Raw genomic sequence first — 22,250 nt, forward strand, 5'->3', positions numbered from 1 at the left:
AACAGCCTCTCCCGCTCTGCTCGATGCCTGGGAAGAGGAGCAGGAGGAGCAAGCCGGGCAATCGGCGGACGACCACGCGACGCTGGTGGCCTGTCAGTACGACCTCTCGATCCCACCGGGCCGGCGTGTGGACGGATTCGCCTCCTGGCACGCAACGGACCCGTCCCCCATGAACTGCCCGACCTGCGCGGCACCCCTGCACCTGCTGCCGACCATCGGCAGCATCCAGTAGGCCGGCTCCGGAGCGGCCGGTCCACCACATGCCGACTCCTCCGGAGCGGCATGTGGTCAGCAACGGCGTACCTCCGCGATCGATCAGCGAACCGTGACGGTCTCGGTCGGCGTGACCAACTGCAGGTGGAGCTTCTTGGAGTTCCAGTCCGTCTCGTAGAGCGCGCCGCGGAACCGCAGTGTGCCACGCTGCTTCGTCCGCACCCAGGTGTCGACCGAACCGCCGTCGAAGACCGCACCGTGAGCGCACTTCACCGTGCGCCAGGATGTGCCCTTTCGCTCCTGCACACAGAACCTCTGAAAGAGGTCGTCGTCCTTCATGGCGTAGCCCTTCAGGTGGACGCGCGCACCGGCTTTCACGGTGTGCGGACTCGCCTTGAAGTCATAACTGACCTTTGCGGAGGCCGTCACCGCGCTCAGCCCGAGCGCAGAAATGCCGATCGCCGCGACGACTGCCGCACGCGCGGCCCGTCGGTTGAGAGCGCCCATCATCTGTCTCTGTCCTCCTCGACCCGCAGTTTCCGTATCACCTCACCGATTCCAACCAGGGAGAGGACGGTCGAGGGAGCACCGTTGCCCGGCGATTCATCATTTTTTGACAGCACGACACTATTGGCCCATGGAAGACGATGTCCCGACCGTGACGGTGCGCCTGTGGCGTCCGGATGCCATCGTGTTGTTCGACTGGCTGATGAGCACGGATCTCGATACGGTCCCGATCTCCCACCCGGCCCAGAAGCAGGCCCTGGCCGACTTGCTGTCGCGCCTGGAGTGGGCTGCGGACACCGATGTGACCGCGTCGACCGCCGAGGAGATCGCCGCGGCTCAGCAGGAGGTCGCCCGGGACATGGGCTGGTAGTTCAGCCGCGCTGCCGGGAGCCTTGCACAGCCCGCTGGAGAGCGTGTGCGGGGCCTCTGCGAGACTCCTGTGGCATGGGGCAGTTCGAAGGGGCCGATTCGGCCGGCGAGGCAGAGGATTCCGCGCAGGACGGCGGGCTGGGCATCCTGGTCCTGCAAGGTGAGGAGATGATCAGGCAACTGGCCCAGGCCCACATGACGTGGGGCCTGGGGACCGCCGATCGCTGGGATCTGGATCAGACGACCGGGCTCATCACCTGGACATTTCCCGACAGGAGTGCGACGGCGCCCGCCCAGATTCTCGGCAGTTACAGCCCCCGGGCGGGCTCGTGGATGTGGGCCTGGGCGAATCCCAGCATCCTGCCCGAGATGAGCCGCGACGCGCGCAGTCTTCGCGACTGGGGCGAAGCCCACGGCCATCATGCCTTCACCCGTGCCAAGTTCGACGCCGACGAGCAGGCGGTGTCGACACTGGTCGCGATCGCGGTGAGGGCCACCAGGGCGACAGGGTTCTACCGGGGGCCGGGCGGAAACGCCTCCGTGATCATCACGTTCGGGCCGGTCACTCTGACCGCCGCCGACGGCAGCACGTCGACCTTCGACATCGACATCGACGGCTGAACGCACAGGGCCGGGCGCGTGGCGGCGCGAGCGGCGTCCGCTGTGCGCAGGGCGGCCCATGAGGGCGTCTCGCGGCGACGGTCACTCGGCGTCGGTCAGCGGCTTCCGAGGGTAGGCGCGGAGCACGAGGGACGTGGTGACAGGGCCGTAACGGGCAAGTGCGTCGACGACTTCTTCGAGGCGTCCTGCCTGCGGGCAGTAGACGTCGAAGATGAGGCAGTCTTCGCCGGTGACTCTGAGGGTGGAGGTGATCTCGGCGGTCCGGGAGGCGAAGTCCAGGGCACGCGCGAGCTGGGCGTGGGTGGTGCGCAGCCGGATGACCGCGTGGATGTTCAGTCCGAGGGCAGCGGGGTCGACCACGGCTCGGTAGCCGGTGATGACGCCGTTCTTCTCCAGCCGCTGGATGCGCGCGCCGGCCGCGGGCTGGGAGAGTCCGACACGGCGCCCCACCTCCGCACCGGTCAGCCGGCCCTCGGCCTGGAGCAGAGTGAGGATGTCCCGGTCTATCCGGTCGAGTGATTCCATCGTCGTCCGTACCGTTCTCTTTGAGATCACTTGCATCACCGCCACTGACCTGATGCATCCCTCAGAATCTGCGTCAGGTGCCCCCGTGATCGTAGGGGGCGACGAGTGGAATGGCGGTGGGCAGTGGCCGCGTACGTCATCATCCCGGGCATCGACGGCTCGGACGGGCAGCACTGGCAGACCCTGTGGGAGCGGCAGTGGGGCACCTCAGCGGTGAGGATCTCTCCTTCCTCCTGGTCCGCCCCCGATCTGGATGACTGGGTCGACGCTGTCCAGGAGGCGTACGACCACGCTGTCCGGCAGGACAGCAGCGTTGTGCTGATAGCCCACAGCCTGGGCTGCTGGGCGGCGTCCGCCTGGCTGCGCAAGAACCCCTCAAGCCCGACGGGCGGCGCGTTCCTGGTCGCGCCGCCCGACCCGCACGGGCCCGCGTTCCCACGCCGGGCGGCCGCGACGTTCACCGAGGTGTCCGCACGACCCCTGCCGTGCCCGGCCCTGGTGGTGGGCAGCGCCGACGACCAGTACTGCACCCCCGAGGCAGCAGCCGGTTTCGCGGCGCGGTGGGAGGCACGATGGCACCTGGCGGGCGCGTGCGGACACATCAACTCCGCCAGTGGCCTGGGCACGTGGTCACACGGCCGTGAACTCCTGGACTCGCTGAGCCGGCAGTGATCAACCACCGCATGGGACGGACCCAAGACGGGATCCGTCGCCCGCCGGTCCCTGCCTTGCCCGTGTCACGTGCCCAGCGCAGTCTGGTCCTATGGGCGTTCAGGACGGCCCCACGCTCATCACGTCCGTGCAGCGAGCCTTCCGGTTGCTGGAGGCGGTGAGCGCACACGAGAACGGCGCGCCGGCGAAACAGCTGGCACGCGAGACCGAGCTGCCTCTGGCCACCGCCTATCACCTGCTGCGCACCCTGGTGCACGACGGATACGTGCGCAAACTCCCCGACGGCGGCTTCGTCCTGGGCGACAAACTGAAGTCCCTGCAATCGGCGGGCCGCACACAGACACTGCTCAGCCGCGTCCGCCCGGCGCTCGCCGCCCTGCGGGACGAGCTGTCGACCGCCACCTACCTCACGTTCTACGAGGACGGCGAGATCCGGGTCGCCGAGATCGTCGACAGCCCCCGCACACCGCGGGTGGATCTGTGGGTGGGGTTCGAGGACGCCGGCCACGCCACCGCCCTGGGCAAGTCCGTGCTCCGTGAGCTGGACGAGGACGCTCGCCGGGACTATCTGTCCAGGCACCACCTCGCCGACCTCACTCCCCGGACGATCACCAGCGTTCCGGACCTGCTGCGCAGGATCGAGTCGTCCCCCTTGGCACCGGCGGTCACGGACCTGGAGGAGTACGCGCTCGGCACGGTCTGCGTCGCCGTGCCCGTGTACAGCGGCGACACTCTCGGCTCCCTCGGTGTCTCCCTGCCGGTGGAACGGCAGGACCGGTTGCAGGAGATCCGGGCACGCCTGCTCCCGATCGCGAGCCGGGTGACCAGAAGCCTCTCGCTCACTATCTGAAAATCCGCTCCTTGTGGCTGCCCGCGCCCAGCCCGTTTGCTTGATGAAACGGACATTTCGGGTGCGCACCCCATCCAGGCGAGGACAGCGGACGAAACATGACCCAGGCGCGACACCATGGCGGCGACCGCACGCCGATGCGGCTGTTCAGGAGCCGTACGGCCGAGGCCTGGGGCTGGGCCCGCCGGTGTGCCGGCGGGCACCTGGCCCCCGGAATGTGTGTGCTGCCCCTCCTGCTCCTCGCCGTCGTGTTCGTCGACGTCGCCGGAGGGATCTGGCTGCCGCTGCTGGCGGCCGCACCCGCGCTGGCCGCGGCAACCAACGGGCCGCGAGGCGTGCTGGGCGTCGGACTCGTCGCCGCGACGCTGGGCGCTCTGCTGGGGCACAAGCAGGGGATTCCGGCCGGTGAGCTGGCGGCCGTACTGTCCGCCCTGCTGGCCGTCACCGCGGCCAGCGGCCTGGCCGGCGCGCTGCGCGGCCGTCGTGAACGGGTGCTCGCGGCCGTCCGCTCGGTCGCCGAGGCCGCCCAGCACGCGCTGCTCCAGCCCGTTCCGGAGACCGTCGGCCCGTTCCAGGTGGCCGTCCGCTACAGTGCCGCGGCGGCCGAGGCCCGGATCGGTGGGGACCTCTACGCCTTGGTGCCCACCCCGCACGGCGTCAGGCTGATCGTCGGAGATGTGCGGGGCAAGGGGCTGCCCGCCGTGGGGACCGCCGCACTCGTGCTCGGCGTGTTCCGAGAGGCCGCCTATGACGAGCCCGACCTGCTCGCCGTCGTCGGCAGGATCGAGCGGAGTCTGGCCCGCAATCTCGGCCCGGACGACTTCGTCACCGCGGTGATCGCCGGATGTCCGGGGTCAGGGCACTTGGAAGTGGTGAACTGCGGACACGCGCCTCCGCTGCTGATCTCCGCCTCCGGAGCCGTCACGGCGGTGGAACCGGCCCAGCCGACCCCGCCTCTCGGGCTGCGTGCCCTTGCCGGACAGGCCCCCCGCCTCCAGCATCTGCCCTTCGCCGTGGGCGACCAGCTGCTGCTCTACACCGACGGGGTCACCGAGGCCCGCGATCACGCCCGCGAGTTCTATCCGCTGGCCACGGGAGTGGCCCGCCATGTGTCCGACGACCCGGCGCACACGCTCGGAGCGGTCCACGACGAGCTGCTGGCACATGTGGGGGGCCGGTTGCACGACGACGCCGCCCTGCTCTTGCTCCGCAAGCGGTCCGCGGACCGGCAGGTTCCCGTGCCGCACCGGACGGAGGTCGCGCTCTAGCCAGGTAGGGCCTGTCCGGCGGATCAGGCCGGCTCAAGGCAAGGGGGCCTCATCAACACGCGATTCCGGCAAGATCCGCCGGACAGGCCTAGCCCGCAGCGAGATGGGCCCAGCGGGTCACCCCGCCGGCGTGGACGCGTATGCCATGACGAGTCGCCAGGGCATGGACGATCGTCTCGCCCCGGCCATGCTCGTCCGGATCCGTCCCGGCACCGCAGCGGCGCAGCGAGAGCACGGGTCCCGCGTCGGTCACCTCGATGCGGACACCGTCACCGGGCACCCAGGACAGCCGCAGTACGGCCGGCGGGCAGGCGTGCACGATCGCGTTGGTGACCAGCTCGGACACCACGAGGAGCACGTCCTCGACGATTACCGGAGCCACGCTCCAGTCGGCGAGGACCGCCGCCACACTTCGGCGTACGGCCGGGACGGCGCCGGCGGCAGGCGGTACCGGACACACGTGGTCGTATGCCGCCCGAAGCAGCGTGGTGAGCTGTGCCGCCATGGTCTCTCCCAGTGATGTGTACGGCCGGTCCGGCGCCATGTCTCCGCGCTTACCGGCTGCGTAGCAAGTTAGGGAGACAAACCGGGCAGGTCAATGAATGGTGGTCGGCATTACCGAACGGGGACCCTCCGACCGCTCCGCAGAGGCCGCCCTCCCGTACGGCGAAGCGTCCCTGGCGGTAATAGGCTCGCTTCATGGCCGGGCCAGTCCAGTCCATCGAACGGGCGGCGGCGATTCTGCGTCTGCTCGCCGGTGGACCCCGCCGCCTCGGGCTCGGCGAGGTCGCCGCCTCACTGGGACTGGCCAAGGGCACCGCCCACGGCATTCTTCGCACGCTCCAGCATGTGGACTTCGTGGAACAGGACGCGGCGACCGGGAAATACCAGCTCGGAGCCGCCCTCCTGCACCTCGGCACCAGCTACCTGGACGTCAACGAGCTGCGCTCGCGCTCCCTCAACTGGGCCGATGCCCTCGCCGCGCGCAGCGGAGAGGCGGTCCGCCTGGGCACACCCCTGGAGGGCAGCGTGCTCGTCGTCCACCATGTGTTCCGGCCGGACGACACCTTCCAGACCCTTGACGTGGGCGCGCTGCTGCCCCTGCACGCCTCCTCGCTGGGCAAGGTGCTGCTCGCCTACGGGACCGCGACGATCGAGGCCACCAGAGAGCCCGGGCTGGAGGCGTACACCCGGCACACCCTCGTCGATCGCGAGCAGCTCACCCAGGCGCTCGCCGAGGTCCGGGAACTCGGCTGGGCCGCCGAGATCCAGGAAATGAGCATGGGGGAGGCCGGGCTCGCCGCGCCCATCCGAGGGCACGGCGGCCTCGTCGTCGGCGCGATCGGGCTGTCCGGAGCGGTCGAGCGGATCTGCGACAGCCAGGGCCGGCCCCGCCCGAATCTGATCACCCTGATCCGCGAGGCCGCGCGGGCGATCTCCAGGGACCTGGGAGCCACCCGCTGGTAGGCCGAGCCGGCCGCCCGCCCGACCCCTCGGAAGGCAGACCCGATCATGGCTGAACGGTATGTAATGTCCATCGATCAGGGCACCAACTCCACCCGGTGCATTCTGTTCGATCGCCGTGGGCGTCTGGTCTCGGTGGCGCAGAAGGAGCACCAGCAGCACTTCCCCGAGCCCGGCTGGGTCGAGCACGACGCCGTCGAGATCTGGCAGAACCTACGGCGCGTCGTACCCGAGGCCCTGACCGTCGCCGGTGTCGACACGGGCCAGGTCATCGCCATGGGGCTGGCCAACCAGCGGGAGACGACCGTGCTGTGGGACCGGCGGACCGGCGCCCCCGTCGGCCGGGCGATCGTCTGGCAGGACACCCGCACCGCGCCGCTCGTCGAGGAACTCGGACAGCACCCCGGCGAGGAGTTCTTCCTTGAGCGGTGCTGTCTGCCCCCCTCGACCTATTTCTCGGCGCTGCGGATCCGCTGGCTGTTCGACCACGTCAAGGGGCTTCAGCAACGCGCCGACGACGGCGAGGTGCTCTTCGGAACCATGGAGAGCTGGCTGATCTGGAACCTCACCGGAGGCCCCGAAGGCGGCCTGCACATCACCGACCCCACCAATGCCAGCCGCACGATGCTGATGAACATCCGCACCCTCACCTGGGACGACGAGCTGCTGGCCTTCTTCGGAGTGCCCCGCTCGATGCTGCCCGAGATCCGGCCGTCCGCCGAGACATACGGCGACGCCGGCTCGCTGCTGCCGGGTGTCCCCATCACGGCCGCGCTCGGCGACCAGCAGGCCGCGCTCTTCGGCCAGACCTGCTTCTCTCCCGGCGAGGCGAAATGCACCTACGGGACGGGCAGCTTTCTGCTGCTCAACACGGGCAGCGACATCGTGCGGTCCCGGCACGGCCTCCTCACCACCGTCGCCTACAAGATCGGGGACCGGCCGCCGGCCTACGCCCTGGAAGGCTCGATCGCCGTCACCGGTGCACTCGTCCAGTGGTTCCGGGACCGCCTGGGCCTGATCAGCAGCGCCCCGGAGATCGAGACCCTCGCCCGGACGGTCGAGGACAACGGCGGCTGTTACATCGTCCCCGCCTTCTCAGGTCTGTTCGCACCGCGCTGGCGCAGCGACGCGCGCGGGGTCATCGTCGGCCTCACCTCGTACATCACCAAAGGGCACCTGGCGCGTGCGGTCCTGGAGGCCACCGGATGGCAGACACGAGAGGTCGTCGACGCCATGAACGCCGATTTCCCGGTCCCTCTCCAGCAGCTCAAGGTGGACGGGGGCATGACCGCGGACAACCTGCTCATGCAGTTCGTGGCCGACGTGCTCGACGTGCCCGTGGTGCGGCCCATGGTCGCCGAGACGGTCTCCCTCGGCGCCGCCTACGCGGCCGGGCTCGCCGCCGGCTACTGGCCGGACCTGGAGGTACTGCGCCGCAACTGGCACCGGGCCGGGCAGTGGCTGCCCGCCATGGATCCCGCGCTGCGGGAGGCGGAGTACGACAACTGGCAGCGAGCCGTCGAACGATCCCTGGGCTGGGCCAGACCTTCCCGCTCCGCCGACCCGGACCCACCGTGACGCCGTCCATGGACCAGCCGGCGCGCCCGGCATTCGTGAGCTTCCTGACCGCCGTACCGACAGGCATCGGTCTCGCGTCCCGTTCCCCTCCTTCGTGCACGCCACGAACTGCCTTGAGGCGATTGACGTATCGGACGGTGAGTACACAGCGGCGTACGCACCCGACGGTCGCGTGTTGGCACTGACTGCTCCGGAAGGCCCGGAAGGCTCGGTCGTTCTGACCGGGACCGGAAAGGGTGACCTGGCCGATCTGGAGCGGAGAGTGGCCCGCTACTGGCAACGTCACCGGATGGGCCAGCCCCCGCTCGGCCCGATCCAGACAGCGCGTTTCTTGATCGACAGGGACAACCGGCCCCGCAAGGGATGGCTGAGGCGACGCAGCCGGTGGTGAGGGTTACGGCTCTGCCGACGATGGGCGGCGGACCAGATTGGGAATGCGATGCCCGGGCGGCGGGGGTTGAGCACGGGCGGTGACGAGGGCGTCCAGGGCGGCGCGGAGCCGGCCCAGCGGGCTGCGGTCCACTCCCTGCCCGGCTTCGACGGGGGCGGTGTACGGGTGCTGCTGCGGCACGGCGAACGCGGTGGCGAACCGCTTGTGCGACTACGGCGCGGGGCTTGTCGTAGCCGGCCTTGCCCCGGTGTCCGCCATGATTCTGGTTACGGCGGCCGACGACCCCACCGACCAGGATGCCCGCGACGGTCGGGGCGGCGTCGATCCCGGTGGTCACTTGGCGTCCCCGGGAATGGACACGTCAGGGCCCCCTTCGGCGCGGGTGCTGATCGGGACAGAGCCTGCCGCCTGATTCGATCAAGGCGGCAGCCACGTGTGCCAGGCCGGCTGTCCCGAGACGCCCGCTCTTCACCTACAGCCGTCACGGGGGGTGGGGGAGGGGGATGTGCCGTGGTGGACTCAGCGGTTGACGAAGGTGAGGCTCGTCGCGTCGTAGCGGGTACCCGCGATCTGCTCGGCCGGGGCGGCCGCTTCGATGGCGGCGAGGTCCTCGGCGGACAACTCGACCGTCAGGGCCGCGATGTTCTCCTGCAGGTATTGCTGTCGCCGGGTGCCGGGGATCGGCACGACATCGTCGCCCCGGCACTGCACCCAGGCCAGGGCGAGCTGGCCGGCGGTGACGCCCTTGGCTTCGGCCAGCTCGTTCAGCTTCGCCACGATCGCCAGGTTGCGTTCGAGGTTGCCGTCGGCGAAACGCGGCTGGCTCCGCCGCACGTCGCTCTCCGCCATCCCCTCGACCGAGCGGTGGCGGCCGGTCAGGAAGCCGCGCCCGAGCGGGGAGAACGGGACAATGCCGATGCCGAGTTCGCGGCAGACCGGGACGATCTCCGTCTCCAGGTCACGGGTCCACAGCGACCACTCGCTCTGCAGCGCGGCGATCGGGTGTACGGCGTGCGCCCGCCGGATGGTTCCCGCTCCGGCCTCGGACAGCCCGATATGGCGGACCTTGCCCGCCTGGACCAACTCGGCCATGGCACCGACGGTTTCCTCGATCGGCACCTGCGGATCGACCCGGTGCTGGTAGTAGAGGTCGATGTGGTCGACTCCGAGACGGCGCAGCGATGCCTCGCACGCCTGACGCACGTACGCGGCGTCGCCGCGGATCAGGATGGGCTCGCCCAGGCGGTTGGCGAAGCCGAACTTCGTGGCCAGCACCACCTCGTCCCGGCGTCCGGCGATGGCCCGTCCGATCAACTCCTCGTTGTGCCCCGAGCCGTAGAAGTCGGAGGTGTCCAGGAGGCGCACCCCGAGGTCGAGGGCGTGGCGCAGCGTCGCCATCGACTGCGCGTCGTCCGTGGCGCCGTAGCCGTGACTCATTCCCATGCACCCCAGGCCCTGTGCGGAGGCCGCCAGTTCGCCGAGGTGTCGGGTGGGGATGGTGCGCATACTGCTGCCTCCTGGGCTCGTCGGAACCATCTGCCCACGACGCTAGAAGTTCGAGCGCGCTCCATGTCAAACGACGAGGAGGGCGTGTCGGGGGCGGCGGCATGGTGTTGGCTGATGGTGGGTTACCCGGTCAACTTTTTTGTGCCATCTGCCAGTACGACGGCAAGAGAGGGCGGGGGGAGACTTTCTGCCGCGACCGCCACCCGGCGTACCTGCGATGCCGGAGGGCCGGCGTGGCCACGTACACGATGGAGCGCAGGAGGGGAGCGGCACGTGAGCGTGCAGCAGTACGACGAGATCGGTGAGGCGTTCGAGGGGTTCAAGTCTCTCCCGCTGATACGTTACGGAGAGGTGCCGAGCTTCCTGGGCATGGTCGGGGACGTGAGCGGCAAGTCGGTTCTCGACCTGGCGTGCGGCACCGGTTTTTACAGCAGGGAGTTCAAGCGGCGCGGCGCCACGGACGTCCTCGGTGTCGACATCTCCGTCGAGATGATCGCCGCCGCGCGGGACGCCGAGCAGCGTGACCCGCTGGGTGTGCGCTACGAGGTCGGTGACGTGGCCGAACTGCGGCCTCTCGACCGGCGCTACGACATCGCGGTGGCAGTGCAGTGCCTCAACTACGCCGAGGACGTCGCGGCCATGGAGCGGATGTGCCGCAACATCCACCGGAGCATGGTGCAGGGCGGAGAGTTCTTTGTGTTCGCCCAGAAGCCCGACTACGGGTTCGACTGTGTGTCCCTGGACAAGTACGGCTTCCGCTGCGAGCCGACAGGCGAGGAGACCGAGACGGGTCCGCGGGTGCGGGTCACGGCTTTCCTCGACCCGCAGCCGATCAGCATTGTCAGCGCGGTTCCGCGCCGCGACGTCTACGAGGACTGTCTGCGAGCGGCCGGCTTCAGCGAGGTGCAGTGGGTTGCCCTGGAGGTGTCCGAAGCCGGCTTCCATGAGTTCGGTGAGGACTTCTGGGCCGACCTCCTCGCGAACCCGCCCCTGGAAATGCTGCGCTGCCGTGCCTGACCGGTCACCGGCCGGTCCTCGCCGCGTACGCATCCGCCCTGCGGATGACCTCGGTACGGCGCACAGCGCGTCGGAGCGGACCGGAGCGAGGGCGATGCCGCCGACGGTGTCCTGGCCCATCCGCTGAGGCGATCAGGTGGGCGCCGACGCCGGCCCCGGCTGCGTCGTCCCGGACACCATTCCCAACTCTGAGGTGATGCGCCGGCTCAGTCGCAAGAGCATCCCGCTCCAGCCGGACGACACTTCGGCTGACTAGCCGGACCCGGTCGAGCAGCCGCGCGAACGGCACCGTCGTCAGGCCTGACGCCCTCGGCGCCCTGCCGCCCGCGCCGGGCGCGGGCCGAACGCCCGAGCGGCTCATCCGCCGTCCCGAACAAGTAGCCTCGCTCATCTTCCACGGCGGCCTCGTCTGTCCGGCGCCCGCATGACGGCCCCCGAATTCTCGGGCTGCCCTTCGCGGGCTGATGGTCCGTCGGCATCGCTACGTCGGCGGGCCATCTGCCTGCTGTCCTTCCACGCCCTGTGGGTCCCCCCGCGTGGAAAGACAGCGTGTCCACCGGTGACGCTAGCCGTACTCCGGATGATGAACGGGGTGAAAAAGAGGTGGAGTTACCGATTTCCCGTGGGTGTACAGGTCCGTTTATGATCTTGTTGTGACTGTGCAGAACTCTGACAAGACGCCGTCCCGTAAGCAGCGACTCCAGGAGAAGCAGCGTCGCCAGCTGGCGGTGGTCGACACCGTTGACAAGGCTGAGGTCAAGGTCCGCAAAGCGGAAGCAGAGCTGGCTGTTGCCGTTGCTGAGGCAGTGCAGGTGTTCGGCGACGAGCGCTCCGCCTCCGAGGGGCTCGACATGCCCGTGGAAGCCATACGTCGTTTCGTCGGTATCGCGGCGAACGAACCAGCCTCGGCCGATGCGGCCAACACTGCCGGCATGCCGTAAGGGAAGCCGACAGGGGGGGACTCGACGAGGTGGGGACGGCCGTTCGATGCCGGTCTGCCGGAGCAGGGACGGAAGCGGAATCTGTCGACAACCCTGATGCGGGGGGAGAGGACACCACTGTCGGTCCGGTTCGATGCCATCAGCCGGATCAACGTGCGTAAAAGCGGCGGACGTTTGGCCGAGCCCGGATTCACCCTCCCGCGCAATTGCCTCCCTGTGTCCTGTTCTTCCGGTCGGGCGACGGAAGGCGGGATTGGACGCTCTGCTGGAGGAACTGGGACTGCACTGACCATCGGGAAGGCGAACGTCCCGCGGCCGACAAGGCCGCTGCGCCAGTCTTCAGGGACCCCGTGCGGGCGGCGCCCGGAATCACCGCTTCCCAGGGCCGGGCTGGGACCGGCTGCGCGGTGACTGGCCGCGGCGCCGCGCCGTAATTCGCTTGACCGGGTCGTGGGGCAACGCTGCATTGTGGTGAGGACACCACGAGTCGTGGTGCCGGTATCCCGGGGAGGCAGCGGCAGCAATGGAGATCCGTCCCACGACCGACCAGGACCTCGATGTCTTCGTCGGCACACTCCATGCCGCGTTCGGACGCTTCCCGGAAACCCCGGCCGAGGATGGCGGCGGGGTCTGGTGGTCGGCGTTCGAAATGGACCGCGGTCTGCTCGCCACGACGGCGGACGGGCGGCCCGTCGGCACCGCCGGTGCGTACTCCTTCGAGCTCACTCTGCCCGGCGAGATCCTCGTCCCGGTCGGCGGGGTGACCGCAGTCGGCGTCCTTCCCTCGCACCGACGCCAGGGGCTGCTCAGCGCGATGATGCGGCATCAGCTCACCGGGCTGCGGACCCGAGGGGAGTTCCTCTCCGTACTGCTGGCCTCCGAGGCCCTGATCTACCGCAGGTTCGGTTACGGCCCGGCGACCTACACGCAGCGGCTGACGGTACGGCGCCACCAGGCCGCCCTCGCCCTTCCCCGGGCGCGCGCAGCGGCCGACACCCCGGCGACCGGCTCGGACACCGGCACGGTCGAGGTGCTGCGGCGTGCCGAGTGCGGAGAGACCCTGGAAGAGGTCTACGACCGTTACCGCCGCGCACAGCCCGGCGCGCTGTCCCGCCCGCACCGCTGGTGGGCCTTGGGTGCGGGGCAGCCCCCGATCTCTCGGGCGCCGCGCTATGTCGCCGTCCACCGTGACACCGACGGAGTCCCGGACGGATACGCCAGCTATTCGCTCGGCGAGTCCGACACCTTGACGGTCGACGAGATCATCGCCGCCGACGACTCCGTTTTCACCGCCCTGGCCCGGTTCGTGCTCGGACATGACCTGGTCAGTCAGGTCGTGTTCAAGCACTTCCCGCCCGAGCACCCGCTGCGCTGGCAGTTTGAGGATTTCCGCGCCGGCGAGGTGAGCGGCCACACCGACTGGCTCTGGGTACGGCTCCTGGACGTACCGCGTGCACTGACCGCGCGCGGTTGGTTCACGGACGGCGAGCTCGTCCTCGATGTCGACGATCCGTTCCTGGGCGAGCACGGCCGCTACCTGCTGACCGTCCGGGACGGCAAGGCCGACTGCGTTCCGACGGACCGGGAGCCCGACCTGTCCCTGGACGTGAGCGACCTGGGCTCGGTCTACCTCGGCGGCACCGCCCCGAGCACGCTCGTACGTGCCGGACACGTCCGAGCCCATCGCCCCGGCGCGGTCACCCTCGCTGACGCCCTCTTCCGTGCCGAGCGCGCCCCGCACTGCCTGCACTGGTTCTGACCGCTCCTGCCCTGTACAAGTCTCGTCAGGCTCCGGTGTGCTGGGTGGCGCTGGGCACCCGGCGGGCCCTCGGCGATGCGGTGTGCCGTCAGCGCCCAGAGCATTCCCCGGGTGGCGTCGGTCGTCAGCCGCCGGTGGCGACTGCGCCGCCCAGCACGAGCAGGACGATTCCGGCGACGATGTGGATGCCGCGCTGCACGGTCGGCCTGGACACCAGCGCGCGGCCGCGGTCGACCAGGGTGGTGAACAGCAGGTACCACGCGCTGGTCACCACTGCCCGGAGCGCGCCGAGCGCCAGCGTGGAGGCCCAGACCGGGCCGTGGTCGGTGACGAACTGGGGGAGCGTCGAGATCGCGAACACCCCGGCTTTCGGATTGCCGAGATTCGTCCCGAGGCCCGCCGCGCAGGCTCCCCACCCTCTCGTGTCCTGGTGCGGCGCGTCCGGCGCAGCCTCGTGCGGCCTGCGGGAGGAGCGCAGCGTCGCGACCCCGATCAGCGCGAGGACGAGCCCGCCGAGCACCCGGACGATCGCGTAGGCGCGGGGGTCGGCGAGCAGGAGAGCGGAGATCCCGGCCGCGGCGCCGGCGGACCAGAGCAGCAGGCCGGTGGCGGTGCCCATGATGGCAGGACGAGCCAGTACTGGGCCGCCGTGCAGGGTCTGGCGCAGCATCAGGGCCTGGCCGGCCCCGGGGAGCATGGCCAGAAGCCAGGTGGTGAGCACAAAGACGGGCAGGTGCGTCGGCATCCGCTGCGCCTCGCGGACCTCGCCGACGACGCCTGGGTCACGATCCTGGCCGGCCACGCCGCGCGCGAACAGTTCGACCACGCCTGCGCACAGTCGGGCTTCACCCCCAGGATCCGCTTCCAGACCGCTTCCTACGACGTCGCACAGGCCCTGGTCGCCACCGGATATGGCGTCGCCCTGGTCTCACGCCTTGCGCTCACCGGCGTGCGCGGCACCGTGCGCCGCGACCTCGCCGATCCGCCCCTGCACCGCTCGATCCACGCGATCACCCTCGCCGACACCACGCCCACTCCGCTCGTCGCCCTGTTCCTCGCCCTGATCCGCGACGTCGCGCGGGACATCGACACCTCCTGGGCAGGCAGGTGAGGACGCTCGCAGCTGCGTACTTCGAGTACATCGAGCCCGAGTCCGACGCGCTGCCCGACTGGCTCGACTTGGAGGTCCGGGCGACCGGTTCATCGCCTGGACCCTGCTTCCGCAGTCCCGGCACCCCGGCTCCGGGTGGTGCATCGCCACCAGCGACATCAACCTCCAGACCAAACTGCACGCCGTCGCACTGCCGTTCATCGAGCCCTGACCGCTGTGAGGCGCGGGCCTTCGGCGACGGCCTACCTGTGAAACCGAAACTTGGTTGTGTGCCGCCGAAGGCTGACCGGGGTGTTGCGGCCGGATGAGTAAAAGAACTCATGACGCCCACCGAGCTGCGGGGGAGGATCGGGGGATGACGACGTCAAGGAAGACGAGGGCCCGGCTCGGGATGCTGCCGTTGGCGGTGATGGTCCTGCTGGCTGCGGGGTGCGGAACGCAGCGGGCAGGGGGTGCCGCCGAGGGGTACCGGCGTTCGCATCCAACGCCGACCGGTATATCGACGCCGAGTACACCAGCAGACTTCCCCTGCCCCGGCGAGAGCCGCAAGCCGAAGGCGCCCACGGCCGCCACTACCCCCAGCTCAACCGTGCCGCCCACCGATCACTACGCCGAAAACCACGGCTTCAGAGTTCCCCTCCCGCTCCACGGCCGGAGCCGCTGCGACGGACTCACGGCTGTCGGACGCGTCAAGAGCGCACTCGAACCGCTGCGCCGGCGCGGCGACTTCGCCCCGGCCGGCGTCCGCAGCGCGCTCACCGGCCTCGGCTATTCCGCCGGGAAGGTGCAGGTGTACCAGGACGGCCCCACCGGGGTCGGCTTCCTCATCGACATCGGTGCCTCTCCCTGGTGTGTGGAGGGCACGATGAGCAGTGACTCCACCAAGGCGGATGCCTTCGGCGGCTACCCCGATGGCACCGGCTGCGAGCCCCCGAGAGGCGGCCACTGACCACAGCCGTACCCGCCGGTCAAACTTCCGTGTCACACCATCGACGTTCGCTGCCACAGATCACTGGTGCCGCTTAGGGAGGTGCTGCTGGTGCTACCGGCTTGATCGCGCGCACGAAGATGGCGCCACACCGGGGGTGCAGCTCCCGACCCCGTGGGGCGGCGCAACTGGCGCCCAGGACCGCGACCCGTTGACGAGCAGGACTCCGCCGGGCTGTCGAGGGAACCGTGCAGTTGGTCTCCAGGAACGACGAGAGCGGCTGAGCGCAGGCCGCAGGTGCGCTGCCGGGGCGCCCAGTGCTGATCGGCCGGATGCCGTAGCCCGCGAAGCCTGGGAGGACGTTGACCCTCGTGCGCCATTGACCGACAGGGATGCCATAGCGCGCGCTCAGTCGAAGCGCAGATCGGAGAGCTTCTTCTTGGACAAGGCGAGGTCGTCCTCGGGCAGGGGATCGGTTGCTCTGGCGACCAGGATCGAGGCCATCTCCCGGCCTGCCCGGCGTATGCGCGCGGGCAGGCCTTCCGTGTGCGCGTCGCTGCCTGAACCCCAGTCCTCCGACGCCGCGTACACGCCGGTCGGCAGGACCACGGTCCGCAGGTAGGTGAAGAGCGGGCGCAGCGCGTGTTCCAGGACGAGAGAGTGGCGGGCAGTGCCTCCCGTCGCTCCGATCAGGACCGGCTTGCCCGTGAGGGCGCCCGGATCGATCAGATCGAAGAAGGACTTGAACAGTCCGCTGTACGAGGCGCTGAACACCGGTGTCACGGTGACCAGGCCGTCGGCGCTCGTCACCGCTTCGATCGCGGCGGCCAGCTGCGGCGGGGGAAAACCGGTGACGAGGTTGTTGGCGATGGCGACAGCAAGGGCACGCAACTCGATGACATCCACGTCCGCCTTGTGGCCTTGATCGGCGAGCTCGTCGCGGACGGTGTCGGTGAGACGGTCCGCCAGCAGGCGTGTGGACGAGGGGGTGCTCAGACCCGCGGATACGGCGACGAGCTTCATGCGGCGGTCATCCCTTCCGAAGAGGCTTCCGGAGTGGCTTCCGCAGTCGCTGCGAGCAGGGACTGGTGGGTCGGTGCCTCGGGCACATCCGTCGGCCGGCCGACGGCGAACTCCTTGCGCAGCACGGGTACGACCTCCTCGCCGAGCAGGTCGAGCTGCTCCAGCACGGTCTTCAGCGGCAGCCCCGCGTGGTCCATGAGGAACAGCTGGCGCTGGTAGTCACCGGCGTACTCGCGGAAGGCCAGCGTCTTCTCGATCACCTGCTGCGGCGAGCCGACCGTCAGCGGGGTCTGGTCGGTGAAGTCCTCCAGGGACGGCCCGTGCCCGTACACCGGCGCGACATCGAAGTACGGCCGGAACTCGCGCACCGCGTCCTGGGAATTCCTCCGCATGAACACCTGGCCGCCCAGTCCGACGATCGCCTGCTCGGGCGTGCCGTGGCCGTAGTGGGCGAAGCGGGTCCGGTACAGCTCGACCATGCGCTTGGTGTGGTCGGCGGGCCAGAAGATGTTGTTGTGGAAGAAGCCGTCGCCGTAGAAGGCGGCCTGCTCGGCGATCTCCGGTGAGCGGATCGAGCCGTGCCAGACGAACGGCGGCACCCCGTCCAGCGGCCGCGGCGTGGCGGTGAAGCCCTGCAGCGGGGTGCGGAACTTCCCCTCCCAGTCGACAACGTCCTCGCGCCACAGGCGGTGCAGCAGGCTGTAGTTCTCGATGGCGAGGTCGATGCCCTGGCGGATGTCCTGCCCGAACCAGGGGTAGACCGGGCCGGTGTTGCCGCGGCCCATCATCAGGTCCACGCGCCCGTCGGCCAGGTGCTGGAGCATCGCGTAGTCCTCGGCGATCTTCACCGGGTCGTTGGTGGTGATGAGGGTGGTGGCGGTGGAGAGGACCAGCTTGTCCGTCTTCGCCGCGATGTAGCCGAGCATCGTGGTCGGCGAGGACGGCACGAACGGCGGGTTGTGGTGCTCGCCGGTCGCGAAGACGTCCAGGCCGACCTCCTCGGCCTTCTGGGCGATGGCGACCATGGCCTTGATGCGCTCCGCCTCGGTCGGGGTCCGTCCCGTGGTGGGGTCCGGTGTGACATCGCCGACGCTGAATATCCCGAACTGCAAGATTCCTCCAGTTATCAGGTGATTGAGTGGTTCTCGAACGGTAGGAGCCCACCGCGTGGCCGGGATGACCGTGCGTGCACGGGACGTGGTCCCACAGCGTTCTTTTCGGGGTGCCCTGGTCATCGGAGCGGAGGTGCTGGGTCCCGGGCCGTGTGTTCGCGGGCAGGAGCAGGCATGCCGTCCGGCATGACGCTCGGCGCAGGACGGCGGGACAGCGGGGGAGACCGAGAGGCGCTCCCGTCGCCGTCAGGTGATGTGCCGCAGCAGCGCGGCGACCGCCGGGGGTGCCTCGCCGGGCGGCCGTACCACCATGATCTTCCAGTTCGGCGCGTGCCGGTCGAACCGGTACTGGGGCAGATCGGGGAAGCGGTCCGCGATCGACTTGGGCATGATGCAGACACCCAGGTCGCCCCGGACCAGTTCGGCCGCCGCGCCGATGTCGTTCACCTCGAACGTCGTGCTGCGCTCGACGCCCGCGGCCCGGAAGGCCCGGTCGACCGCGTAGCGGATGGCCCAGCCGGGTGTGAAGTCCACCAGGGGCAACTGGGCGATGTCGGCGAGCCGGACCTCGCCGTTCGGTGTGGCCCCGGCGAGCACCCGCCGGGGCGCCGCCAGCAGCACCATGTCCTCGCGGGACAGCAGCCGGGTCGCGAGCCCGCGCTGCTGCTGGCGGTCCAGCGCCACCACGGCCAGGTCCACCGTGCCCTCCCGCAGCGCCTGCCGGATGTCTGCGACGGCCGCCTGCCGCAGGTGCACGACCACGCCCGGATGCTCCGCCCGCAGCGCGGCCAGGGCGTGGTGGAGTCCGGCCCACACCCCCTGCATCGTGCCGACCGTCACCCGCCCGCGCAGCTGTCCCCGTACGGCATCGACGGCCTCCCGAGCCAGCTCGGCGGCCCGGAGCGTCGCGCGTGCGGCGGGGACGAACGCCTCGCCGGCCGGGGTGAGGGCGACGCGGTGCGTGGTGCGGTCGAACAAGGGGGTGCCCAGTTCGCGTTCGAGGGCGCGGACCGTGCTGGACACGGCGGACTGGACCACGTGCAGCCGCCGGGCCGCCGCCGTGAAACCGCCTGCGTCGGCCACCGCGACGACGACCTCCATCTGCCGCAGATCCATCATCCGCTCCCGGGCAAGCAGCGCGTCGTCCGACTCCGTCTGGCGCGAAGGCGACGGTCTTCGATCTTCGCTGCATCGTATGCGGACGGCGGCGTGCCCCGCCGGTACTGTCGGCTCATGCCGCTCCAGGCACCTGCTCACCCAGGGAGGGCAGCGGTCGGAGGTGTTGTTCAGGCACGCACCAGCGGTGTGTCGACCAGATGCTCGGCCAGGAACCACGCCTGCCGTTCGCCGGTCCGGATCACCTGGGAGACCAGCAGGTCGATGGTGCCGTCGTCACCGCACTCGGCGGTCCGTGCGGTGGCGTCGTGGGCGTCGATGAGTATGGTCTCGTGGGCCTCCAGCAGCCGGGACAGCATGGCCGGCACCTCCTCCACCCCGTCCGGGGGCCGCGGGATCGACGTGATCTCGGCGACGTGCCGCGGATCTCCCACCGCCACGCCGCCCAGCGACTGGACGCGTTCGGCGATGGTGTCGATGATCTCCAGCTGTTCGCCGGCGTGCTTGTCCAGGACCAGGTGCAGCTGGTAGAAGGTGGCGCCGCGCATCAGCCAGTGGTGCTTCTTGTAGAGGCCGTAGAGGATCTGCGTGTTCGCGAGGACCTTGTTCAGGCGCTGGCAGGAGTACATCCGCGCCTCGTAGGACAGGGCGACCGGGAACTGCTTGACGGTCCCGAACTCCTGGATCACCTCGCCCTTCTGGTGCAGCCAGGGCTGGCTGCTGTGGGTGGATGGGAGGTTGGTGGTCATGGTCCGCCTCCTGCGGTGCCGTGTTGTTCGTACTCCGGTGACGCTAGGTGTCCGGTCGAGGCATGGCTTGACCCGCAGCGCATGTGGTGGTGCCCGCCAGCGCACTCAGCCCGGTGCTCGTGCCGGGCGTTCACTCTCGGACAAGCCTCCGTGCGCCGGCGGACTCGGACGGTTCTTCGGCAGCTCTGGCGTCGGCGGGACAGCCCATGCCCGGAGCGCTGGTGGAACGAGGAGAGGCATGAGTACGAACGAGCAGGCGGACGTGGTGGTCGTCGGGCTGGGGCCGGGCGGCGAGTACGTCGCCGGCACGCCGGCCGAGGCGGGACTGGACGTGGTGGGGGTCGAGGCGGAACTTGTCGGAGGCGAGTGTCCGTACTGGGCATGTGTGCCCGGCAAGATGATGATCCGGGCCGCGAACCTGCTCGCCGAGGCAGGCCGGGTTTCCGCCCTCGCCGGTGTGGCGGCCGTGACACCGGACCGGGCCAGGGGCACCGGGCGCATCCGCGACGAAGCCGCCGACAACTGGAACGACCAGGTGGCCGCGGACCGCTTCGAGGCCAAGGGCGCTCGGCTCGTACGAGGGACCGGCCGCCTCGCCGGACCGCGCCGGGTCATGGTCGGCGACCGCACGTTCGAGGCCCGGCGCGGCGTCGTGCCCGCCACCGGTACCCGGCCCCGGATCCCATCGGCGCCGGGTCTGGCGGGAACGCCGTACTGGACCAACCGGGACGCCATGGCGGCCAAGGAACTGCCCGCATCCATGGTCGTACTCGGCGGGGGTGCCATAGGCGTCGAACTCGCCCAGGTCTTCGCCCGCTTCACGTGCGCGGTCACGGTGATCGAGGGGCAGGACCGGCTGCTGAGTGCCGAACGGCTGCTGGAGATCGCCGTCCGGGGACATCCTCGGGCAGCCCGGTCCCGACGCCGACTACCGGGCGCTGCCCGCTCACGTTCACCGATCCGGAGATCGGAACCGTGGGACTGACCGAGCGCCAGGCGCGAGCGCAGGGACTGTCCGTGCGCACCAGCGTGGTGACCGTCGCTTCCTCCACACGCGGCCGGATCCACGGGCCGGGCAACGAGGGGTTCATCAAGCTGGTCGCGGACGCCGACCGGGGCGTGCTGGTCGGGGCGACCTCGGCGGGGCCGGCGGGCGGGGAGGTGTTGTACGGGCTGAACGTGGCCGTCCATGCGGAGGTACCCGTCGACCGGCTTCAGCACATGATCTACACCGTTCCCACCTTCCACCGGACCATCGAGGCGGCCCTGGGAGCCCCCCGCTGAACCGCACCCCGACCCTGCGGGCGGACGCGGGCGCCAAGCTGCGGCGCACCATGGTGGGCCGCAACCCCGGCGAGCCGCACCGGTCCGCCACCTCGCTGGAGCTCTTCTTCGACCTGTGCTTCGTGGTCGCGGTGGCGCAGGCCTCCACGAGCTTGCGCGAGGCTCTGACGGACGGGGACTACGCCGGCGGTGCGCTTCGCGCTGGTCTTCTTCACCATCTGGTGGGCCTGGATGAACTTCACCCGGTTCGCCTCCGCCTACGACCCGGACGATGTCCCGTACCGGCTGACGGTGCTGGTGCAGATCACGGGATCGCTCGTCCTCGCCGCCGGCGTGCGCCGCGCGTTCGAGGACGGTGATCTGTACGTCATCACGCTCGGGTACGTCGTGCTGCGGACGGCGCTGGCCGCGCTGTGGTTGCGTGCCGCGCTGTCCGATCCCGCCCGGCGGAGCACCACGCTGCGCTTCGCCGTCGGGGTGTCGGTCTGCCAGCTCGGCTGGATGGGGTTGCTCCTCGTCCCTGTGCCGGCGCGGCTGCCCGGCATCGTGGTGATGATCCTGGCCGAAGTGGCCGTTCCCGTGTGGGCGCAGTCCGCCGGGATGACACCCTGGCATCCGCACCACATCGCCGAGCGCTACGAACTGTTCACCCTCATCGTCCTCGGCGAGTCCGTCGCGGCTGCCACCGTCGCCGTCCGCAGCGCCTTCGACCGGCATCACGACACCGGATCACTGTATGTGCTGGCGGCCGGCGGCCTGCTCATGGCCTACGCCATGTGGTGGCTGTACTTCGCCCGGCCCGCACACACGCTGCTCGCCACGACGCACCAATCCCATCGCAGGAGATTCCCCTGGGCCTACGGCCACTACCTGATCTTCGCCTCGGCGACCGCCGAGGGCGCAGGCCTGGCCGCGTACGCCGATCACGTCACGCGTCGTACCGGGACCTCACCGGCTTCCGCCGGCGCCGCGGTCACCGTTCCGGCGGCCGTTTTCCTGATCACGGTCTGGATGGTGCACCTACGGCCACACCAACGGAGCGTGGCCGAGCGCATTCTGTTTCCCCTCGCCGCGGCCGGTGTCCTGGCGGCCGCCTGGTCCCCGGCACCCGCGCTTGTCGCCGGTGTGGTGCTGGCGAGCCTGGTCGCGGTGGTCACGGTGCCGCGCCGGTGACCGGGGCTGGGCGCCCGGCCCTGACCCATGACGAAAGGGCCGCGCGGACGGACGCCGTAAAGGGAGTCCGTCC

The 22,250-nt window shown here is 70.0% G+C and carries 23 protein-coding genes and 2 pseudogenes; 16 read left to right on the forward strand and 9 right to left on the reverse strand.

What is annotated here, in order from left to right:
• A pseudogene (locus tag LE548_RS36845) lies at positions 1–232 on the forward strand (hypothetical protein); the annotation flags it as partial.
• A gap of 83 nt (positions 233–315) precedes the next feature.
• Here LE548_RS36845 and LE548_RS36850 read toward each other — a convergent pair.
• Positions 316–723 (reverse strand): hypothetical protein, encoded by a 408-nt coding sequence (locus LE548_RS36850; RefSeq protein WP_225101395.1) that lies wholly within the window; start codon positions 721–723, stop codon positions 316–318.
• Positions 724–850: 127 nt separating this feature from the next.
• On the opposite strand from LE548_RS36850, the gene LE548_RS36855 reads away from it, so the two are divergent.
• Together LE548_RS36855 and LE548_RS36860 are read left to right on the forward strand one after the other, a co-directional pair.
• Positions 851–1,090 carry a hypothetical protein gene (locus LE548_RS36855; protein WP_225101396.1) on the forward strand — a complete coding sequence of 80 codons (240 nt, stop codon included), beginning with the start codon at positions 851–853 and terminating at the stop codon, positions 1,088–1,090.
• A gap of 74 nt (positions 1,091–1,164) precedes the next feature.
• A complete protein-coding gene (locus LE548_RS36860; protein ID WP_225101397.1) occupies positions 1,165–1,710 on the forward strand; it encodes a DUF6882 domain-containing protein in 546 nt (181 codons plus the stop codon).
• 81 nt (positions 1,711–1,791) lie between these two features.
• Here LE548_RS36860 and LE548_RS36865 read toward each other — a convergent pair whose 3' ends face one another.
• Complete coding sequence (locus LE548_RS36865) at positions 1,792–2,235, reverse strand: Lrp/AsnC family transcriptional regulator (protein WP_225101398.1); 444 nt, start codon at positions 2,233–2,235, stop codon at positions 1,792–1,794.
• 123 nt (positions 2,236–2,358) lie between these two features.
• Between LE548_RS36865 and LE548_RS36870 the strand changes: the two genes are divergently transcribed.
• The 3 genes from LE548_RS36870 (at position 2,359) to LE548_RS36880 (ending at position 5,025) form a co-directional block, all read left to right on the forward strand.
• Entirely contained in the window at positions 2,359–2,907 is a 549-nt protein-coding gene (locus LE548_RS36870) for an alpha/beta hydrolase (RefSeq protein WP_225101399.1), read from the forward strand.
• A gap of 91 nt (positions 2,908–2,998) precedes the next feature.
• Complete coding sequence (locus tag LE548_RS36875; protein ID WP_225101400.1) at positions 2,999–3,757, forward strand: IclR family transcriptional regulator; 759 nt, start codon at positions 2,999–3,001, stop codon at positions 3,755–3,757.
• 98 nt (positions 3,758–3,855) lie between these two features.
• Positions 3,856–5,025, forward strand: coding sequence for a PP2C family protein-serine/threonine phosphatase (locus tag LE548_RS36880; protein ID WP_374116222.1), 1,170 nt, complete (start codon positions 3,856–3,858; stop codon positions 5,023–5,025).
• Between the two features lie 88 nt (positions 5,026–5,113).
• Here the strand turns inward: LE548_RS36880 and LE548_RS36885 are convergent, their stop codons facing one another.
• Positions 5,114–5,530: an ATP-binding protein gene (locus tag LE548_RS36885; protein ID WP_225101401.1), complete on the reverse strand. Its 417-nt coding sequence runs from the start codon at positions 5,528–5,530 to the stop codon at positions 5,114–5,116.
• A gap of 194 nt (positions 5,531–5,724) precedes the next feature.
• On the opposite strand from LE548_RS36885, the gene LE548_RS36890 reads away from it, so the two are divergent.
• Together LE548_RS36890 and glpK are read left to right on the forward strand one after the other, a co-directional pair.
• The gene (locus tag LE548_RS36890; RefSeq protein WP_225101402.1) at positions 5,725–6,492 is read left to right on the forward strand and encodes an IclR family transcriptional regulator; all 768 of its coding nucleotides are present in this window, start codon (positions 5,725–5,727) and stop codon (positions 6,490–6,492) included.
• A 45-nt stretch (positions 6,493–6,537) separates the two neighbouring features.
• Entirely contained in the window at positions 6,538–8,067 is a 1,530-nt protein-coding gene (gene glpK / locus LE548_RS36895) for a glycerol kinase GlpK (RefSeq protein ID WP_225101403.1), read from the forward strand.
• 910 nt (positions 8,068–8,977) lie between these two features.
• Here glpK and LE548_RS36900 read toward each other — a convergent pair.
• Positions 8,978–9,964, reverse strand: coding sequence for an aldo/keto reductase (locus LE548_RS36900; protein ID WP_225101404.1), 987 nt, complete (start codon positions 9,962–9,964; stop codon positions 8,978–8,980).
• Between the two features lie 273 nt (positions 9,965–10,237).
• On the opposite strand from LE548_RS36900, the gene LE548_RS36905 reads away from it, so the two are divergent.
• The 3 genes from LE548_RS36905 to LE548_RS36915 all read left to right on the forward strand — a co-directional run bounded on the left by LE548_RS36905 (position 10,238) and on the right by LE548_RS36915 (position 13,681).
• A complete protein-coding gene (locus LE548_RS36905) occupies positions 10,238–10,981 on the forward strand; it encodes a class I SAM-dependent methyltransferase (protein WP_225101405.1) in 744 nt (247 codons plus the stop codon).
• Between the two features lie 653 nt (positions 10,982–11,634).
• Positions 11,635–11,922, forward strand: coding sequence for a hypothetical protein (locus LE548_RS36910; RefSeq protein WP_225101406.1), 288 nt, complete (start codon positions 11,635–11,637; stop codon positions 11,920–11,922).
• Between the two features lie 523 nt (positions 11,923–12,445).
• Complete coding sequence (locus tag LE548_RS36915; RefSeq protein ID WP_225101407.1) at positions 12,446–13,681, forward strand: GNAT family N-acetyltransferase; 1,236 nt, start codon at positions 12,446–12,448, stop codon at positions 13,679–13,681.
• A gap of 124 nt (positions 13,682–13,805) precedes the next feature.
• Here the strand turns inward: LE548_RS36915 and LE548_RS36920 are convergent, their stop codons facing one another.
• A complete protein-coding gene (locus tag LE548_RS36920; RefSeq protein WP_225101408.1) occupies positions 13,806–14,426 on the reverse strand; it encodes a LysE family translocator in 621 nt (206 codons plus the stop codon).
• Between LE548_RS36920 and LE548_RS36925 the strand changes: the two genes are divergently transcribed.
• Positions 14,415–14,792: a LysR substrate-binding domain-containing protein gene (locus tag LE548_RS36925; protein ID WP_225101409.1), complete on the forward strand. Its 378-nt coding sequence runs from the start codon at positions 14,415–14,417 to the stop codon at positions 14,790–14,792. The two genes, LE548_RS36920 and LE548_RS36925, sit on opposite strands and share 12 nt — an antisense overlap.
• Positions 14,793–15,381: 589 nt before the next feature.
• On the forward strand, positions 15,382–15,741 hold the full coding sequence (locus tag LE548_RS36930; protein WP_225101410.1) for a hypothetical protein: 360 nt from the start codon (positions 15,382–15,384) through the stop codon (positions 15,739–15,741).
• A gap of 387 nt (positions 15,742–16,128) precedes the next feature.
• On the opposite strand, the gene LE548_RS36935 is transcribed toward LE548_RS36930, so the two are convergent.
• The 4 genes from LE548_RS36935 to LE548_RS36950 form a co-directional block, all read right to left on the reverse strand.
• Positions 16,129–16,743: an FMN reductase gene (locus LE548_RS36935; RefSeq protein ID WP_225101411.1), complete on the reverse strand. Its 615-nt coding sequence runs from the start codon at positions 16,741–16,743 to the stop codon at positions 16,129–16,131.
• The gene (locus LE548_RS36940) at positions 16,740–17,855 is read right to left on the reverse strand and encodes an LLM class flavin-dependent oxidoreductase (RefSeq protein ID WP_225101412.1); all 1,116 of its coding nucleotides are present in this window, start codon (positions 17,853–17,855) and stop codon (positions 16,740–16,742) included. The genes LE548_RS36935 and LE548_RS36940 overlap by 4 nt, the downstream gene beginning before the upstream one ends.
• 246 nt (positions 17,856–18,101) lie before the next feature.
• Entirely contained in the window at positions 18,102–18,971 is an 870-nt protein-coding gene (locus LE548_RS36945; RefSeq protein WP_225101413.1) for a LysR family transcriptional regulator, read from the reverse strand.
• A gap of 170 nt (positions 18,972–19,141) precedes the next feature.
• Positions 19,142–19,720 (reverse strand): Dps family protein, encoded by a 579-nt coding sequence (locus LE548_RS36950; protein ID WP_225101414.1) that lies wholly within the window; start codon positions 19,718–19,720, stop codon positions 19,142–19,144.
• Positions 19,721–19,958: 238 nt separating this feature from the next.
• On the opposite strand from LE548_RS36950, the gene LE548_RS36955 reads away from it, so the two are divergent.
• The 3 genes and pseudogenes from LE548_RS36955 to LE548_RS36965 all read left to right on the forward strand — a co-directional run bounded on the left by LE548_RS36955 (position 19,959) and on the right by LE548_RS36965 (position 22,177).
• A complete protein-coding gene (locus LE548_RS36955; protein WP_225101415.1) occupies positions 19,959–20,705 on the forward strand; it encodes an FAD-dependent oxidoreductase in 747 nt (248 codons plus the stop codon).
• Positions 20,696–21,004, forward strand: a complete 309-nt coding sequence (locus LE548_RS36960; protein WP_308030981.1) for a hypothetical protein — start codon at positions 20,696–20,698, stop codon at positions 21,002–21,004. Before LE548_RS36955 ends, LE548_RS36960 begins: the two co-directional genes overlap by 10 nt.
• A 50-nt stretch (positions 21,005–21,054) precedes the next feature.
• Positions 21,055–22,177, forward strand: a pseudogene (locus LE548_RS36965) (low temperature requirement protein A).
• Positions 22,178–22,250 lie beyond the last annotated feature (73 nt).

Source organism: Streptomyces sp. CoH27 (assembly GCF_020181035.1).
GTDB classification, from domain to species: domain Bacteria; phylum Actinomycetota; class Actinomycetes; order Streptomycetales; family Streptomycetaceae; genus Streptomyces; species Streptomyces camelliae.

Coding starts and splice junctions, on each gene's coding strand:
- LE548_RS36850 (WP_225101395.1), bottom strand. CDS start 723: ATGATGGGCGCTCTCAACCGACGGGCCGCGCGTGCGGCAGTCGTCGCG.
- LE548_RS36855 (WP_225101396.1), top strand. CDS start 851: ATGGAAGACGATGTCCCGACCGTGACGGTGCGCCTGTGGCGTCCGGAT.
- LE548_RS36860 (WP_225101397.1), top strand. CDS start 1,165: ATGGGGCAGTTCGAAGGGGCCGATTCGGCCGGCGAGGCAGAGGATTCC.
- LE548_RS36865 (WP_225101398.1), bottom strand. CDS start 2,235: ATGGAATCACTCGACCGGATAGACCGGGACATCCTCACTCTGCTCCAG.
- LE548_RS36875 (WP_225101400.1), top strand. CDS start 2,999: ATGGGCGTTCAGGACGGCCCCACGCTCATCACGTCCGTGCAGCGAGCC.
- LE548_RS36880 (WP_374116222.1), top strand. CDS start 3,856: ATGACCCAGGCGCGACACCATGGCGGCGACCGCACGCCGATGCGGCTG.
- LE548_RS36885 (WP_225101401.1), bottom strand. CDS start 5,530: ATGGCGGCACAGCTCACCACGCTGCTTCGGGCGGCATACGACCACGTG.
- LE548_RS36890 (WP_225101402.1), top strand. CDS start 5,725: ATGGCCGGGCCAGTCCAGTCCATCGAACGGGCGGCGGCGATTCTGCGT.
- glpK (WP_225101403.1), top strand. CDS start 6,538: ATGGCTGAACGGTATGTAATGTCCATCGATCAGGGCACCAACTCCACC.
- LE548_RS36900 (WP_225101404.1), bottom strand. CDS start 9,964: ATGCGCACCATCCCCACCCGACACCTCGGCGAACTGGCGGCCTCCGCA.
- LE548_RS36915 (WP_225101407.1), top strand. CDS start 12,446: ATGGAGATCCGTCCCACGACCGACCAGGACCTCGATGTCTTCGTCGGC.
- LE548_RS36920 (WP_225101408.1), bottom strand. CDS start 14,426: ATGCCGACGCACCTGCCCGTCTTTGTGCTCACCACCTGGCTTCTGGCC.
- LE548_RS36935 (WP_225101411.1), bottom strand. CDS start 16,743: ATGAAGCTCGTCGCCGTATCCGCGGGTCTGAGCACCCCCTCGTCCACA.
- LE548_RS36945 (WP_225101413.1), bottom strand. CDS start 18,971: ATGGATCTGCGGCAGATGGAGGTCGTCGTCGCGGTGGCCGACGCAGGC.
- LE548_RS36950 (WP_225101414.1), bottom strand. CDS start 19,720: ATGACCACCAACCTCCCATCCACCCACAGCAGCCAGCCCTGGCTGCAC.
- LE548_RS36955 (WP_225101415.1), top strand. CDS start 19,959: ATGAGTACGAACGAGCAGGCGGACGTGGTGGTCGTCGGGCTGGGGCCG.